Origin of the sequence: Burkholderia lata (assembly GCF_902499335.1) — a bacterium.
GTDB classification, from domain to species: domain Bacteria; phylum Pseudomonadota; class Gammaproteobacteria; order Burkholderiales; family Burkholderiaceae; genus Burkholderia; species Burkholderia lata_B.
This window is the reverse complement of record NZ_CABVQK010000009.1, coordinates 388,247-404,492: the sequence shown is the minus strand read 5'-3', so window position 1 is coordinate 404,492 and position 16,246 is coordinate 388,247. Positions and strand designations below refer to the sequence as shown.

The 16,246-nt window shown below is 66.8% G+C and carries 13 protein-coding genes; 5 read left to right on the top strand and 8 right to left on the bottom strand.

Features of this window, described 5'->3' with window-relative positions:
• Nucleotides 1–76: 76 nt before the first annotated feature.
• The 4 genes from opcM to BCO18175_RS24030 are packed head-to-tail and all read right to left on the bottom strand — an operon-like array spanning nucleotide 77 to nucleotide 6,979.
• Complete coding sequence (gene opcM / locus BCO18175_RS24045) at nucleotides 77–1,612, bottom strand: multidrug efflux transporter outer membrane subunit OpcM (protein WP_174971112.1); 1,536 nt, start codon at nucleotides 1,610–1,612, stop codon at nucleotides 77–79.
• 10 nt (nucleotides 1,613–1,622) lie between these two features.
• Nucleotides 1,623–4,823 carry a multidrug efflux RND transporter permease subunit CeoB gene (gene ceoB / locus BCO18175_RS24040; RefSeq protein WP_174984756.1) on the bottom strand — a complete coding sequence of 1,067 codons (3,201 nt, stop codon included), beginning with the start codon at nucleotides 4,821–4,823 and terminating at the stop codon, nucleotides 1,623–1,625.
• Nucleotides 4,824–4,868: 45 nt separating this feature from the next.
• Nucleotides 4,869–6,086: a multidrug efflux RND transporter periplasmic adaptor subunit CeoA gene (gene ceoA / locus BCO18175_RS24035; RefSeq protein WP_174984753.1), complete on the bottom strand. Its 1,218-nt coding sequence runs from the start codon at nucleotides 6,084–6,086 to the stop codon at nucleotides 4,869–4,871.
• A gap of 32 nt (nucleotides 6,087–6,118) precedes the next feature.
• A complete protein-coding gene (locus BCO18175_RS24030; protein WP_174984750.1) occupies nucleotides 6,119–6,979 on the bottom strand; it encodes an alpha/beta hydrolase in 861 nt (286 codons plus the stop codon).
• A gap of 174 nt (nucleotides 6,980–7,153) precedes the next feature.
• Here BCO18175_RS24030 and ceoR point away from each other — a divergent pair, with 174 nt between their 5' ends.
• Together ceoR and BCO18175_RS24020 are read left to right on the top strand one after the other, a co-directional pair.
• Nucleotides 7,154–8,158, top strand: coding sequence for a putative multidrug efflux transcriptional regulator CeoR (gene ceoR, locus BCO18175_RS24025; protein ID WP_174916304.1), 1,005 nt, complete (start codon nucleotides 7,154–7,156; stop codon nucleotides 8,156–8,158).
• Nucleotides 8,159–8,552: 394 nt separating this feature from the next.
• Nucleotides 8,553–8,846: a DUF4148 domain-containing protein gene (locus tag BCO18175_RS24020; protein ID WP_174971121.1), complete on the top strand. Its 294-nt coding sequence runs from the start codon at nucleotides 8,553–8,555 to the stop codon at nucleotides 8,844–8,846.
• Between the two features lie 220 nt (nucleotides 8,847–9,066).
• Here BCO18175_RS24020 and BCO18175_RS24015 read toward each other — a convergent pair whose 3' ends face one another.
• The 3 genes from BCO18175_RS24015 to selD all read right to left on the bottom strand — a co-directional run bounded on the left by BCO18175_RS24015 (nucleotide 9,067) and on the right by selD (nucleotide 12,133).
• A complete protein-coding gene (locus BCO18175_RS24015) occupies nucleotides 9,067–10,146 on the bottom strand; it encodes a purine-nucleoside phosphorylase (protein ID WP_174984747.1) in 1,080 nt (359 codons plus the stop codon).
• 259 nt (nucleotides 10,147–10,405) lie between these two features.
• Complete coding sequence (locus BCO18175_RS24010; RefSeq protein ID WP_174984744.1) at nucleotides 10,406–10,996, bottom strand: LysE family translocator; 591 nt, start codon at nucleotides 10,994–10,996, stop codon at nucleotides 10,406–10,408.
• A 72-nt stretch (nucleotides 10,997–11,068) separates the two neighbouring features.
• Nucleotides 11,069–12,133, bottom strand: coding sequence for a selenide, water dikinase SelD (selD, locus tag BCO18175_RS24005; RefSeq protein WP_174916308.1), 1,065 nt, complete (start codon nucleotides 12,131–12,133; stop codon nucleotides 11,069–11,071).
• 116 nt (nucleotides 12,134–12,249) lie between these two features.
• Between selD and BCO18175_RS24000 the strand changes: the two genes are divergently transcribed.
• Nucleotides 12,250–13,086, top strand: coding sequence for a DMT family transporter (locus BCO18175_RS24000; protein WP_174984741.1), 837 nt, complete (start codon nucleotides 12,250–12,252; stop codon nucleotides 13,084–13,086).
• Nucleotides 13,087–13,119: 33 nt separating this feature from the next.
• Here the strand turns inward: BCO18175_RS24000 and BCO18175_RS23995 are convergent, their stop codons facing one another.
• Complete coding sequence (locus BCO18175_RS23995) at nucleotides 13,120–14,223, bottom strand: porin (protein WP_174984738.1); 1,104 nt, start codon at nucleotides 14,221–14,223, stop codon at nucleotides 13,120–13,122.
• Nucleotides 14,224–14,572: 349 nt separating this feature from the next.
• Between BCO18175_RS23995 and BCO18175_RS23990 the strand changes: the two genes are divergently transcribed.
• Nucleotides 14,573–15,472: an N-formylglutamate amidohydrolase gene (locus BCO18175_RS23990; RefSeq protein WP_174984735.1), complete on the top strand. Its 900-nt coding sequence runs from the start codon at nucleotides 14,573–14,575 to the stop codon at nucleotides 15,470–15,472.
• On the top strand, nucleotides 15,469–16,242 hold the full coding sequence (locus BCO18175_RS23985) for an IclR family transcriptional regulator (RefSeq protein ID WP_174971138.1): 774 nt from the start codon (nucleotides 15,469–15,471) through the stop codon (nucleotides 16,240–16,242). Before BCO18175_RS23990 ends, BCO18175_RS23985 begins: the two co-directional genes overlap by 4 nt.
• The last annotated feature ends 4 nt before the right edge of the window (nucleotides 16,243–16,246 follow it).

Sequence of the window (16,246 nt, the reverse complement as noted above, 5' to 3'; positions counted from 1 at the left end):
ACCCCGATCCGCGTCGTCACGGATCGGGGCCCTTCGATCGGCTACCCGTTACGTCGGCCCGTCGCGGGCCGGTGCATCAACGCGCCGCTACATCCTCCTTGACGGACGCCGCGTCGCCTACCGCCGTCGGCGCCGCCCCCCACCCGCCGCCCAACGCGCGGATCAGGTTCACGGTCGACACGGCCTGCGCGCCGGTCAACTGGTTCGACTGCAGTTGCGACTGCAGCACCGAACGCTCGCTGTCGATCACGTCGAGATACGCGACCTCGCCTTCCTGATACTGCGTGCGCGACAACGTCGCCGCGCGCCGCGACGCGTTGACGGCCGCATCCTGCGCGCGGATCTGGTCGTCGAGCAGGCGCAGGTCGGCGAGATTGTCCTCGACCTCGCGGAACGCGACGAGCACCTGCTGCCGGTAGTTCGCGACCTGCTCGTCGTACTGCGCGCGCGCCTGCTGCACGCCGGCCGCACGACGCCCGCCGTCGAACAGCGGCAGCGTCAGCGCGGTGCCGGCGAACGGCCCGAGCAGGAACGTGCGGCTCGACCACAGGAACAGGTTGCCGAGCGTCGATGCTTCATAGCCGAACGCCCCGGTGATATCGAGCTTCGGGAAGTACGCGGACTTCGCGAGGCCGATCCGCGCGTTCGCGGCCGCCATCGAGCGCTCGGCCGCCGATACATCCGGGCGGCGTTCGAGCAGCGCGGACGGCAGGCCCGGCGGCACCTTCACCGCCACCGGCACGATCGGCGTTTCCTTGAACGCGAAATCCGCGGGCGCCTTGCCGAGCAGGATCGCGAGCGCATGCTCGGACGCCGCGCGCCGGCGCGCGACGCCGACCGCATCGGCCTGCGCGGTCGCCAGTTCGTTCTTCGCGCGCGACACGTCGAGCTCGCTGATGTCGCCTTCGTTGAAGCGGCGCTGCACGAGCTTCAGTGCCTGGTCGCGCAGTTCCACCGTGCGGCGGTACAGGTCCTGGTCGGAATCGAGCTGACGCAGTTCGAAGTAGTTCTGCGCGACGTCCGCCTGCAGCGCAAGCTGCACCGAACGGAACAGCGCTTCGCTCTGCGCCTGGTCGGCACGCGACGCCTCGACGTTGCGGCCGACGCGGCCGAACAGGTCGGCTTCGTACGACACCGTGCCCTGCGCGCGCCACAGCGTCGCGTTGGTCGGGCCCGTGCCCTGCGGCTGGAACTGCGACGCCGACGACAGCCCTTGGCGCGTCGGCCCGAAGCCGGCGCCGATCTGCGGGAACCATTGCGAGCGTGCCGTACGCGTCGCCGCGCGCGCTTCCTCGACTCGCGCGGCCGCGGCCTTCAGGTTCTGGTTCGCGGCGAGCGCCTGCGTCTCGAGCGAATCGAGCACCGGGTCGCCGAACACCTTCCACCATTCGCCGCGATGCGTGCCGTCCGACGGCTCGGCCGTCTTCCACGTGCCGGCCTGTTCGCCGGCGGCGAGCGTCGGCGCTTCCTTGAACGCGGCGGGCGTCGGCGCATCCGGGCGCTTGTAGTCGGGCCCCACCGCGCACGCGGCGAGCAGCGTCGCGAGCAGGGTGCTCGCGGCCGCCACCTTCGCGAAGCGCATCAGGCCATTCGTGTTGTGCATGTTATTCATCTTCTTGTCCTCAAGCATCCGATGCCGGCACGCCAGGAGCCTGCACGCCGTAACCCGCCGAGTCCTTGCCGGCGACGTGGATCTTGCCGCCCGCGAGCGTGCGCAGCACGACGTAGAACACCGGCGTCAGCATCAGCCCGAACAGCGTCACGCCGAGCATCCCGAAGAACACCGCGACACCCATCGCATGGCGCATTTCCGAACCGGCCCCCGTCGACGTGACGAGCGGCACGACACCCATGATGAAGGCGATCGACGTCATCAGGATCGGGCGCAGACGTAGCCGGCTCGCCTCGATCGCGGCCTCGAGCGGCGTCCTGCCGTCGTGTTCGAGCTCGCGCGCGAATTCGACGATCAGGATCGCGTTCTTCGCCGACAGCCCCACCAGCACCATCAAGCCGATCTGCGTGAAGATGTTGTTGTCGCCCTGCGTGAGCCACACGCCCGTCAGCGCCGACAGAATGCTCATCGGCACGATCAGGATCACCGCGAGCGGCAGCGTCAGGCTTTCATACAGCGCCGCGAGCACGAGGAACACGAGCAGCACGCTGATCGGGAACACATACATCGCCGAATCGCCCGCGAGGATCTGCTGGTACGTGAGGTCGGTCCATTCGAACCGCACACCGCGCGGCAGCGTCTCGTGCGCGATGCGCTCGATCGCGGCCTGAGCCTGACCCGACGAGAAGCCCGGTGCCGGGCCGCCGTTGATGTCGGCCGCCGTGTAGCCGTTGTAGCGCACGACCATTTCCGGGCCAAACGTCGGCGTCACCGTGACCAGCGACGACAGCGGCACCATCTCGCCCTTGTCGTTGCGCGTCTTCAGCTGCAGGATGTCGTCCGCGCGCTGGCGGAACGGCGCGTCGGCCTGCACGCGCACCTGGTACACGCGTCCGAAGCGGTTGAAGTCGTTCACGTACAGCGAGCCGAGATACACCTGCATCGTGTTGAACACGTCGGTCACCGGCACGCCCAGCTGCTTCGCCTTCACGCGATCGAGATCGACGTTGAGCTGCGGCACGTTGATCTGGTAGCTCGTGAACAACGGGCCGAGTTCAGGCGCCTGCTGCGCGCGCTTGATGAAGTCGTTGGTCGCATCCGCGAGCCGCGCATAGCCGACCGCGCCGCGATCCTCGATCTGCATCTTGAACCCGCCCAGCGTACCGAGGCCGAGCACCGGCGGCGGCGGGAACACCGCGACGAACGAATCTTTCATCGCGCCGTACTTCTGGTTCAGCGCACCCGCGATCGCGCCGGCCGACAGCGCCTTGCCATGCCGTTCCGAGAACGGCTTCAGCGTGACGAACACGATGCCCGCGCTCGAGCTGTTCGTGAAGCCGTTCACCGACAGCCCCGGGAACGCCACCGCGCTCTCGACGCCCGGCTGCTTCAGCGCGATCGAGCCCATGTCGCGGATCACCTTTTCGGTGCGGTCGAGCGATGCACCGTTCGGCAGCTGCGCGAACGCGATCAGGTATTCCTTGTCCTGCGCGGGCACGAAGCCGCCCGGCACGACCTTCGACACGAGCACGGTCGCGCCCACCAGCGCGAGGTACACGCCGAGCATCAGCGTCTTGCGCGACAGCACGCCGCGCACGCCGCGGCCGTAGTTCTCCGCGCCGCGATGGAACACCTTGTTGAAGCCGCGGAAGAAGCCGCCGAGCACGCGGTTCATCACGCGCGTGAGCCAGTCTTCCTTGTCGCCATGGCCCTTCAGCAGGATCGCCGACAACGCCGGCGACAGCGTCAGCGAGTTGAACGCCGAGATCACCGTCGAGATCGCGATGGTCATCGCGAACTGCTTGTAGAACTGGCCGGTCAGGCCCGACATGAATGCGAGCGGCACGAACACGGCGACGAGCGTCAGCGCGATCGCGATGATCGGCCCGCTCACTTCCTGCATCGCCTTGTAGGTCGCCTGCCGCGCGTTCATCCCGCTCTCGATGTTGCGCTCGACGTTCTCGACCACCACGATCGCATCGTCGACCACGATCCCGATCGCGAGCACCATCCCGAACAATGACAACGCGTTGATCGAATACCCGAACGCGAGCAGCAGCGAGAACGTACCGATGATCGACACCGGCACCGCGATCAGCGGAATCAGCGACGCGCGCCAGGTCTGCAGGAACACGATCACGACGATCACGACCAGCGCGATCGCTTCGAGCAGCGTGTGCACGACGGCCTTGATCGACGAACGCACGAACTGCGTCGGGTCATAGACGATCTTGTAGTCGATGCCGGCCGGCATATCCTGCTTCAGCTCGGCCATCGTCTTGCGCACTTCGTCCGAGATCTGCAGCGAGTTCGCGCCCGGCGACTGGTTGATCGCCATTGCAACGGCCGGCTTGTTGTCGAGCAGCGAGCGCAGCCCGTATTCGGATGCGTCGAGCTGGATTCGCGCGATGTCGCGCAAGCGCGTGACGCCGCCATCCGGCGTCGTCTTCACGACGATGTCGCCGAATTCGTCTTCCGTCTGCAGACGGCCGCGCGCGTTCACCGACAACTGCAGCGGCGTGCCCGGCAGCGACGGCGACGCGCCGATCACGCCGGCCGCGACCTGCACGTTCTGCTCGCGGATCGACTGCACGACGTCCTCGGCCGACAGCCCGCGCTGCGCGACCTTCTGCGGATCGAGCCACACGCGCATCGCGTAGTCGCCCGAACCCCACAGCTGCACCTGGCCGACGCCCTGGATCCGCGACAGGCGATCCTTCACGTTGATCAGCGCGTAGTTGCGCAGGTAGGTCATGTCGTAGCGGTTGTCCGGCGAGATCAGGTGGACCACCATCGTCAGCGTCGGCGAGCTCTTCACCGTCGTGATGCCGAGCCGCTGCACGTCTTCCGGCAGGCGCGGCAGCGCCTGGTTCACGCGGTTCTGCACGAGCTGCGTGGCCTTGTCCGGATCGGTGCCGAGCTTGAACGTGACGGTGATCGTCATGTTGCCGTCGCTGTTCGCCTGCGACTGCATGTAGAGCATGTCCTCGACGCCGTTGATCTGCTCTTCAAGCGGCGACGCGACCGTCTCGGCGATCACTTTCGGGTTCGCGCCCGGGTACTGCGCCTTCACGATCACGGAAGGCGGCACGACTTCCGGATATTCCGAGATCGGCAGCAGGAACATCGCGATCACCCCGCCGAGCAGGACGATCACCGATAGGACTCCTGCAAAGATCGGCCGGTCGATAAAGAATTTTGAAATATTCATGTGTGGCTCTGTCTGGTTGAACGCGGATACGAAGCGGCGGGCCGCTTACGAATCCGCCTTCGCCGGTGCGGCCGGCTTCGCGTTGTCCGCCAAAGGCGCGGACGGCGCGTCACCGCCCGTCATCGGGACCATGTGCGGCTTCACCTGTTCGCCGGGGCGCACGCGCTGCGTGCCGTTCACGACCACGCGATCGCCGGCGGAGAGCCCGCTCACGATCACGCGCCGGTTGCCGTGCTGCATCCCCTGCTGCACTTCGCGGTACGACACGCGGCCTTGCTGGTCGACGACGAACACGAACTTCTTGTCCTGGTCGGTGTTGATCGCCGCGTCGTCGACGAGCAGTGCCTCGTGCGGCGCGCTGCCGCCCACCTTCACGCGTGCGTAGAGGCCCGGGACGAGCGCACCGTCCGCATTGTCGAAGCGCGCACGTACACGGATCGTGCCGGACGACGTGTCGAGCCGGTTGTCGACCGAGTCGATCTCGCCGCTGCGCGAGTAGCCGCTTTCGTTCGCGAGACCGAGCTCCACCGGCACCTTGCGGCCGTTGCGCGCGCCGTTGATGTATTGCAGGTAGGTCTGCTCGTCCGCGTCGAACGATGCGTAGATCGGCGACACCGACACCAGCGTCGTCAGCGGTGCGGCCGATGCGCCGGCCGACACGACGTTGCCGAGCGTGATTTCCGCACGCGACACGCGGCCCGAAACCGGCGCGGTGATCCGCGTATAGCCGAGGTTGATGCGTGCCGTTTCCAGCGCGGCTTCGGCGGCCTTCAGGTTCGCCGTCGCCTCGCGGGCCGCGTTCTGCTTCTCGTCGTAATCGCGCTTCGCGATCGCGTTGTCGCCGATCAGCCGCTGCGCGCGCTGCCAGTCGGTCTGCGCGTAGCCGTTGCGCGCCTGCGCGGCCGCGAGCTGTGCGGCCGCGCGGTCGGTTTCGGCCTGGTACGGGCGCGGGTCGATCACGAACAGTACGTCGCCCTTCTTCACGAGCGCGCCGTCCTTGAAGTTCACCGCGACGATCGTGCCCGACACCTGCGGGCGCACGTCGACCTTTTCGACCGCTTCGAGGCGGCCCGAATAACTCTGCCAGTCGGTCACGGTTTGCGGCACGACGGTCGCGACGTCGACTTCGGGCAGCGGCGCTGCCGCTTTATCGGGTGCGTTCGCGTTCACGCGCATTGCGCCGAACGTTCCGAGGCCGACGACGGCAAGCGTCACGATCGCCGCTGTCGCGATCCGGGAACGGGAGGTGCGTAGGATGGCCATGTGGATCTCCAGTAAACGTGGATTGGTTTTGGTTATTCGGAACGGTTCGGCTGGCGCGCCTGGAAGCGGCACTGGAAGAAGCGCACGGCTTCCTCGAAGGCGGCTTCGTGCGTCGCGAGCGCGGCGTGCGTGATGTCCGGATAGCGGATCACCTGCGTGAGCACGCCCGACGAGATCAGGCAGCCCGCATATTTCTCCGCCTCGACGTGCAGCACGTCGTTCTGCGCGGTGACGACGAGCGTCGGCGGCAGCCCCGCGAGGCGCACCGATTCGAGCGGCGCCGCGTACGGGTGCATGCGTTGTGCGGCCTGCGGCAGATACGCGCGATAACATGCCGCGCATTCGCGCGCGGTGATGTCGGACGCGAGGCGATCGGCGTCGCCGATGCGCGTCATGCTCGGGTCGAGCATCGGCCCGAACAGCGCCTGCGCGACGATCGACACTTCACCGCGGTCACGCGCGATGAACGCGAGGCAGTTCGCGAGCTGGCCGCCCGCGTCGTGGCCCGCGACACCGATCTTCTTCGGGTTGCCGCCGAACGCGCGGGCGCGCGTCGCGGCCCATACGGCGGCGCGATACGCATCCTCCGGCGCGGCCGGAAAAGGAAAGGCCGGCGCGAGCGAATAGTCGACCGACACTACGAGAGCTGGTAAGCGTTCTGCTAAAAAACGCGCGGCGAAATCGGCGTCTTCAAGCGAACCGCGGACGAAGCCGCCGCCGTGGAAATAAAGCACTACTGGCAACCCGGTCTTGTCCGGGCGGCGGTAGAGGCGCAGCACGATGTCCTGCGCGTAGCCGGGAATTTCGACTTCGGCGACCGTCAGCGCCGCGTCCGCCGTGGCTTGGGCGGGCAATGCGGCCTTCAGGAATTTGCTGAATTCAGAAGCGTCCATGACGATGCAGCATCCATTTCGAGATGGAACGAATTCTGGGTCCGGCAGACATTGGGATAAATGCCTATAATCCGGCAACACAATTCAACGCCCCCGAACAATCCGAGGCTGCGTTTACCCACGAGGTAGCGCAGCCTTGTTGTTCCGGAGGCTCATTAGATTGCGGAGGTTGTGATGGACCGGCTTCAGGCCATGCAGGTGTTTACTCGCGTCGTCGATACAAGCAGCTTCACCAAGGCAGCAGAAACGCTCAGCTTGCCGCGAGCGTCCGTCACGACGATCATCCAGAATCTCGAAGCATTCCTCGGTGTGCGGCTGATGCACCGGACCACGCGTCGGCTGTCGCTCACGCCGGACGGCGCCGCGTACTACGAACGATGCGTGCGGATCCTCGCGGACGTCGAGGAAACCGAGGCGAGCTTCCAGGCGAACAACCGGAAGCCGCACGGAAAGTTGCGTATCGACATGCCGGGTTCGATCGGGCGGCTGCTCGTGATTCCGTCGCTGTGCGAATTTCATTCGCGCTATCCGGACATCGACCTGCAGCTCGGCCTGTCCGACCGGCCGGTCGACCTGCTGCAGGAAGGTGTCGATTGCGTGATCCGCGTCGGCGCACTGCAGGACTCGTCGCTCGTCGCGCGCCGGGTCGGCCTGTTCGAATGCGTGACGGTCGCGTCGCCCGACTATCTCGAGCACCACGGCGAGCCGCAATCGATCGACGACCTGAGCCAGCACAAGGCCGTCAACTACTTCTCGAGCCGCACCGGCCGCACGATCGACTGGACGTTCCTGACCGACGGCAAGGAAGTCGAGATGAAGATGGAAGGCATCGTGTCGGTGAACGACGCGGATGCGTACGTGACCTGCGGGATCGAAGGCTTCGGGCTGATCCAGCCGCCGCTGTTCATGGTGCTGCCGCATCTGCGCGAAGGCCGGCTCAAGGAAGTGCTGCCCGGCGTCAAGCCGCTGCCGATGCCGATCTCGGTCGTGTATCCGCACAGCCGTCATCTGTCGCCGAAGGTGCGCGTGTTCGTCGACTGGGTGGCCGAAGTGTTCGACCGCTGCCCGCTGCTGAGCGGCAAGGGCAGCCTCGACGCGACGTGCAGCAAGCGCACGTTCGAGGAAGCCGAACGCGCGCCGGCGCTCGACACGCCGGTCATCAACGAGTGGGTCGCGTAATCGTCTGAACTGCACGCGCGGGCTGCGAGGCCCGCGCGTCGCCCCGCCTCCGCGCCCCGTTTCCCGCCCGGCGCACCCGATCCTTCCCGAATCCGCAGCAAACCTTTGTGCCATGCGACGCAATCGTCCGCATGCGTCGCCGCGCGCCGTCGTCGCTCCCGTGCGAAGCCCGCTGCAAGCGGGTTCGGGCGATTTCCGCATAACCCTGCCAGGTGTACGGATGTCGATTGTTCCACTGACACGACAATTCAATTCGCATCTGCCGCATTTATCGCGACGGAACAGATACCTAGAGTAAACCCTGTCGCGCACCTCGTTGCGCATCGAACAGATCCCGCTTGATGGGACCGGAGTAAGCGCTCCAGCGCCAGCTCCGAATGACAGGAGTTACGCCATGAACCGCCGCCATCTTCTCTCCGCCCTCGCCCTCACGCTCGCCGTGTCCGCACCGGCCTTCGCCGATTCGGGTACGCCGCATGCCGGCGACTACGGCAACACGTCGTGGTACTCGCAGCACTATGGCCCGCGCACCCGCGCCGAAGTAAGCGCGGAAGTCGAGCAAGCACGCAAGGACGGCACGCTCGCGTACCTGCGCAAGGCCAACTCGTATCCGCAAGGGCTCGAACTGGCACAAGGCCCGTATCGCCCGACGCCGGAAAGCAACCAGCTCGCCGGCGGAGGCCGGTAAACGCGCAACGCCGCGCAACGGGTTGCCCCGTGCGCGGCGTCGCGATTCCCCTATCGACGACTCGCCGAGTCAGTCAGTTAGATAGTTAGTTGCAGGAGCACATGATGAACGATCAACTCCCTTCGCCGCTCGATCACTGGGACGACACCACGCCGGTATGGACGCCGTTCCGTTCGGCCCCGCACGCGCACTGACCGCAGGCTGAGTCAGCTTCCGGCCATTACCGGCGCGGCACCCCGTCACGCCATTCGCCCCAGTGCGTCACGATGTCCTGAACGAGCGGATTGCCCGCGCGATACAGGTTTTCGGTCGCCGGGGCGAAGCCGCCCTGGTCCGCATAGTTCAGCAGGTTGTCGGCACTCGTCTGCCCCGCATACGGCCGGTCGAAATCGGACCCGGTGCGCAGCACCGCGACGCGCGACAGGTCGACCCGCTTCACGCTCGCCGCGCGCTTGAGCGCTTCATACGTCGCGTTGTCTTCCTGCGCGGTCATGCAGTAGGTACCCTTGCCGTCGGTCAGGATCTTCGTCCACTGGCGCGCGCGCTCGCCGATCAGCGTGCCCGAGAACCACGTGTTGCCCGATGACGTGTCGCACTGGATCACCGTCGGCGGCCGGTTCGCCGGCGCATACGTGAACTTCGCGCGCGCGGCCTGCGCCTGCGCGCTGTCGGCGAGCACCACGTTGCGCGACAGCGCGACCGCGGCGTCGGTCAGTTGCGGGTTCAGCTGGAACACTTCGGTGCGATAGTCGAGCGGCGGCTTGTCGTTCGGGCTCTTCGTGTTGATGCCGAGGAAGCCGGTATTCCAGCCCGCCGGAATCTCGCGTGCATCGAGTTCCCACTGCAGGCTGAAATCGACGAGGTACTTCGACCACGCGGCCGAACCGACCGTGCCTTGCGTGGGGTCGACGCCCGCGATGCCGGAGATCAGGAAGTACGTGCGGCGCAGATCGAAGCGCTGCGAGAACGTGAGCGCCATGATCGTCGCCGACGCGTTCGCATAGCCCATGCCGGTCGTGACCACGCACACGTCCTGCTTGTTGCAATGAACGTTCGGGTAGTCGGGCGACAGGCCGGGCACGGCGATGTCGCGCCACGGGCCGAGCCGGTCGAGCCAGGCCTGGCTCTCCGGACCGAACATCGTGATGATCATGACCTTGACCGGGCGGCCCTGTGCACCGGTCTCGGCGAATGCATTGTTGCCCGCGTTGTTGCCCTGGTTGTCCTGCGCGATCGACGGCGCGGTCGCACAGGCTGCGAGCGAGAATGCAGCGGCGGAAAGAATGGAGCGAGTCAGCATCGGCGTTCCTTGTTTCGATGATGTTGGGCGAGAACGGCTCTCGTAGACTGCGCGTCGGAGTATAGAACGGGCGTGCCCGATGCGGAACCCGACTACGAAACGGCATAGGTGCGTCGGTGCATCGGTACGGATTGGGTACGCACGGGAATGACGAAGGAAATGGTCCCTGCGCCTCGGAATTCCATCAGGAATACTATCCGGTTGATCGACACCGGCACGCCAGCCTCACCCGCATGCTCATCACCCGCCCGGAGAACCGCTACAGCCGCGCCAGCCCCGCCACTCCGTAACCCAGCACGACAAGCGCAGCAACCACATGGCTCGCCGCAAGCAGCCCCGGCGACTTCACGATCCGGCCGATCACGCTGCCGCCGAATGCGAACACGAGCTGCCCCGCGAGGCTGCCGGCAAACACGCACGCGGCGCCGAGCAGCCAGTGCCGATGCGCACCGGCGGCAGCCGTTGCATAGCCGTAGAACAACAGGATCGTGAGCGGGTTCGCGAGCGTGACGACGAACATCGATGCAAACGGGCGGCTGCCCGGTGGCCGCGCATCGCCGTCGAGCGTGCGGCGGCGATCCCGCAGCGCCTGCCACAGCATCCGCGCGCCCATCGTGAGCAGCACGAGCGCGCCGACCAGACGAAACAGCGACAGATGCGCGGCGAGCGTGCTCGCGAGCATCGCGCCGAGCGTGAACGCGACGACCGCGTAGCAGCCGTCAGCCGTCGCGACACCCACCGCCGCGCGCACGCCGCTTGCGGTGCCGGCGCGCATCCCGTAGTTCGCGATCATCAGCGCAACGGGCCCGACCGACAGCGCGATCATCAGCCCGAACAGGAAGTCGTTCATCGGTCGTCGATGTCTTCGATGGAAGGCATCGATTCTAGCGACCGCAAAATAATCCGGTGGGGCGCTTCAGCGTCACGCGACGTCGACGCGTGCGGGCCCGTCCACCATCTCGCCGATCACGCCCGCGCGGTCGAAGCCGTCGGCACGGAAGCACGCGAGCACGTCGTCGACGGCCTCGGGCGCGCACGCGACCAGCAGGCCGCCCGACGTCTGCGGATCGGTCAGCAGCGCCTGCGCGACGGGCGGCAGCGTGTCGGCCAGCTGCACGTCCGCGCCGTACGCGGCCCAATTGCGGCCCGATGCGCCGGTGAACACGCCGTCGGCAACGAACGCCTCGACGCCCGCGAGCCACGGCAGCGACGCATAGTGCACGCGCGCGGTGAGGTGCGCGCCGCGCGCCAGCTCGAGCGTATGGCCGAGCAGGCCGAAGCCCGTGACGTCGGTGAGCGCATGCACGCCCGGCAGCGCGGCGAGCTCGGCGCCCGGCCGGTTCAGCTTGGTGGTCGTCGCGACCATCTGCGCGTAACCCGCGGCGTCGAGCTGGTTCTTTTTCAGCGCGGCGGACAGCACGCCGACGCCGAGCGGCTTGCCGAGCACGAGCACGTCGCCCGCGCGCGCGGCCGCATTGCGCTTCACGCGCGACGGATGCACGACGCCGATCGCCGCGAGCCCGTAGATCGGCTCGACCGAATCGATCGAATGGCCGCCGGCGACCGGAATGCCTGCCTCCGCGCACACCGATTCGCCGCCGCGCAGCACGGCCGCGATCGTCTCGTGGGGCAGCACGTTGATCGGCATGCCGACCAGTGCGAGCGCGAGGATCGGCTTGCCGCCCATCGCATAGACGTCGGACAGTGCGTTGGTCGCGGCGATGCGGCCGAAGTCGAACGGATCGTCGACGATCGGCATGAAGAAATCGGTGGTCGCGACGATCGCCTGCTCGTCGTTGAGGCGGTAGACGGCCGCGTCGTCGGACGTCTCGGTGCCGACCAGCAGATCCGGGAACAGCGCGGGCGGCGTCGCGCGCTTCAGCAGCTCGGACAGCACGCCCGGCGCAATCTTGCAGCCGCAGCCGCCGCCATGCGACAGGCTCGTAAGGCGCGGAACGGCAGGCTGGGCTTGAGTGGCTTCGGTCATTGTCGGCATCCGGTGAATAACAACACGTCATTATCGACAATTCCATGCGAATGCGCCCGATACCCACATAATGACGGCGCCTCCTCCGCTCCCGCCCCTTGTCCGCCCCTTCGTCCATGGACCACCTCTTCATCGGCCTCGTGCTGTGCTCCGCGTTGCTGCACGCGATCTGGAATGCCTTCCTCCACGTCAGCGAAGACCGGCTCGTACAGCTCGGCACGATGTCACTGCCGTATTTCGTGTTCGGCGTCGCCGGCGCCGTGCTGCTGCCTGCGCCGGCGCCCGCCGCGTGGCCGTATATCGCCGGGTCGGCCGCGCTCGAGGTTGCGTATTGCTTCACGCTGGCGCGCGCGTACCGCAGCGGCGAGTTCGGGCAGATCTATCCGATCGCGCGCGGGATTTCGCCGCTGCTGGTGTCGGTGCTGGCGCTCGCATTCCTCCACGAACAGCCGACGCCGCTCGGCTTCGCGGGCATCGCGCTCGTGTCGTTCGGCATCATGTCGCTCGCGCTGCGGCGCGGCTTCCGGTTCTCCGGCGAAGGCGTGCCGTTTGCGCTGCTCACGGGCGCGTTCATCGCCGCGTATTCGATCTGCGACGGCATCGGCTCGCGCGTGTCCGGCAGCGCGCTCGGTTACATCGCGTGGGTGTACGTGCTGTGGAGCGTGCCGCAGTTCGTGCTGGTCTGCGCGGTGCGAGGCGGCCCGCGCGCGGTGCTCGGCTCGCGCACGGCACTCACGCAGGGCGCGATCGCCGGCACGATCTCGCTCGCCGCATACGGGATCGTGATCCTCGCGTACCGGTACTTGCCGGTCGGGACGGTGTCGGCGCTGCGCGAAACCAGCTCGATCTTCGCGGTCGCGATCGGCTGGCTCGTGATGCGCGAGCGGCCCGGCGCGCAGCGGCTCGCCGCGTGCGCGCTGGTGGTCGCGGGCGCGGCGCTGATCCGGCTGTAAACAGAAAGCGCACGCCCGCAACCTGCCGCCGCGTCAGAACTTGTGGCGGATACCCGTCACCGCGACGATCTGCGTGCGCGTGCTCGACGGATTCGAGATCCCTTCGATCGCGGCCACCGCGTTCGACGACGCGCGCTGGTAGAACGCATTCACGTAGATATCGGTGCGCTTCGACAGGAAATACTGCGCGCCGACGCTCGTCTGCAGGTAGTGCGAACTCGGCTTCGGCCCCTGCGACGCGAGCACCTGCGTGTAGGTTTCGCCGAGCGCGAACTGCAATGCGGGCGTCATCAGGTAGCGCATGCTGCCCTCGTAGTTGTTGAAGCGCATCGCGCCGCCCGTCTGCAGGTTGAACAGCGAGCTCGTGTACAGCAGCCCGAACGTCGCGGCGCCCCACGCATACGCGCCACCCGCGCCCCAGATCTGCTGGCGCGTCACGCCCTTGATGAACGTGTAGTAGTTGTCGGACGCTGCCGCGCCGGTCGTGTCGAGCGCCGGATGATCGACGCGCACGTATGCCGCGCCGAGTTGCAGCGGCCCGTTCTCGTAGCTTGCGCCAAGGCTCCACACGCGGTTTTGCGCGAACGACGTCGAATTCGAGAAGCCGTACAGGCCGACCGCGCGCAGCCCGTACCACGTGGGCGTCTGGTACTGCACCGAGTTGTTGGTGCGGAACGTGTTGTTCAGGTCGTCGGTGTCGAACGGATGCAGCGCGTACTGCGTGAGCGCGGTGGTCGCGCCGATCTGCAGCGGCTCCAGCACTTCCTGCGCCGCGTTGTACTGGCGGCCCATCGTCAGCGTGCCCCAGCGGTCGTTTTCCAGCCCGACGTACGCCCGGCGCCCGAACAGCCGGCCGCCCTGGCTCGCGGCACCGCTCTCGATGTTGAAGCCGTTCTCGAGCCGGAACACCGCGCGCGTGCCGCCGCCGAGGTCCTCCTTGCCGAGCAGCCCGAAACGCGTGCCCTGCTCGTTGCCGCCGGTCGCCTGCCATGCAGCGTGGCCGTTCTGGTTGTTCGTGTACGTGATCCCCGAATCGACCACGCCATACAGCGTCACGCTCGATTGCGCCCGTGCTTGCGTCGCACCCGCCGCCATTGCGATACCCGCCAGCGCGACTGCCATCCCTTTCCGCTTCATCTCCGACCCCTTTTGTCGATTGAATATGGGGAGCGATTTATTTCGCTCAAAACGTGTTTTATTGAATAAAACATCGTCTTATTCATTGTCGAATTTGGTGATTTGAAGCGTCAAGCGATGCAAAAAAACGCACACGGGAGACCAATACCCCTGATTCACCAGGTGTTTCGAGGAATGAAACAGACCCAATAACCACGGGCATTACAGGCCGATCGCGGCGCGTAATCCCGGTATCGAAAAAAGCCCTTGACCGCGATTTTCAGTCGTTGTGAAATATTGATACGCTGTTTTAATGATTAAAACCAACAAACGAGACGCCTCGAGAAACTAGGTAAAGAACCTGATCCCCATGCTGACGTTTAATTGCAACAACGCGACTGCCGGCGCATCGCCCGCGTATTTCGTCACGACACCGACGGTGCCGGCCCTGCCGATCGTCGTCGACTCGCCTCACAGCGGCATCGCGTATCCGCCGGATTTCGCCACGGTCGCGCCCGACGACGCGATCCGCACCACGTGGGACGCGTACATCGACGAACTGTGGGCCGGCGCCCCTGCGCGCGGCGGCACGCTGCTCGGCGCGACGTTTCCGCGCGCGTATATCGATCCGAACCGTGCGGAAACCGACATCGACGCGATGCTGCTCGCCGAGCCGTGGCCCGAGCCGCTGTCGCCGCAGCCGTACACGCAGCGCGGGATGGGGCTGATCCGGCGCGATGCGCTGCCCGGCGTGCCGCTATATGACCGCAAGCTGTCGCTCGCGGAGGTACGCCACCGGATCGACGCGTACTACCTGCCGTACCGCCGCGCGCTCGCCGGCATCGCCGAGCCGCTGCATGCCGCGCACGGCGCGCTGTGGCACATCGACTGCCATTCGATGAAGTCGCGCGGCAACGCGATGAACGTCGACGCGGGCGCGCTGCGGCCGGACGTCGTCGTCAGCGACCGGCGCGGCACGACCGCCGACCCGGCCTTCACCGCGTGGACCGCGCAGTGGTTCACCGGCGCCGGCTATCGCGTGCAGGTCAACGACCCGTACCAGGGCGGCGACCTGCTGACCGCGCTCGCCGATCCCGCACGGCAGCGCCACAGCATCCAGATCGAATTCAACCGCGCGCTGTACATGGACGAGGCCGCGTTCGCGAAACATGCGGGCTTCGCCGCGCTGAAACGCTCGGTCGACGCGTATCTCGACGCGCTCGCCGATTACGTACGCGCGCGCATCGCGTCGCAAGGAGACACCGCATGACGACCTACATCGTCGACGCCGTCGACAGCGCGCTGAAGCTGCTGACCTACGTGGCCGAGCATCCGAACCTCGGCGTGACCGAGCTCGCTTCGCAACTCGGCATCAACAAGTCGCGCACGTACCGGATGCTGTGCACGCTCGAACTGCACCGCTTCGTCGTGCAGGACCCGCGCACGTCCACCTATGCGCTCGGTCCGCAGGCGTTCGTGATCGGCGTGGCCGCGTCGCAGCAGAACGCGCTCGTGCGCGCCGCACACCGGCACATGCTCGCGCTCAACCAGGCGATCAACGAGACCATCGTGCTGCGCGTGCGCGAAGGGCTCGAATCGGTATGCGTCGCGCGTTGCGAGACGACGCACGCGGTGCGCACCGTCGGCGCGGTCGGCAATCGCCGGCCGATCAATTTCGGCGCGTCGGGGAAGGTGCTGCTCGCGTTCGCGCCCGACGCGGTGCGCGACGAATATCTCGCGCAACTGCGTCGAAACGGGCAGGCCGACGACCCGGCGAAGCTCGCCGGCGAACTCGACGCGGTCGCCCGCAAGGGCTACGCGGTGAGCAGCGGCGAGGTGACGCCCGGCGCGGTCGGGATCGCGGTACCGGTGCGCGACCTGACGGGCGCGACAGTCGCGTCGGTCAGCGTGACGGGGCCCGAGGTGCGCGTGAGCCACGCCGACATTCCCGACTATCTCGAACGCCTGCAGGCGTGCAGCCTCGCCATTTCCGCCGAACTCGGCTACGTCCCGGCGCGCGCCGCGCTGCAACCGGCCTGACGGG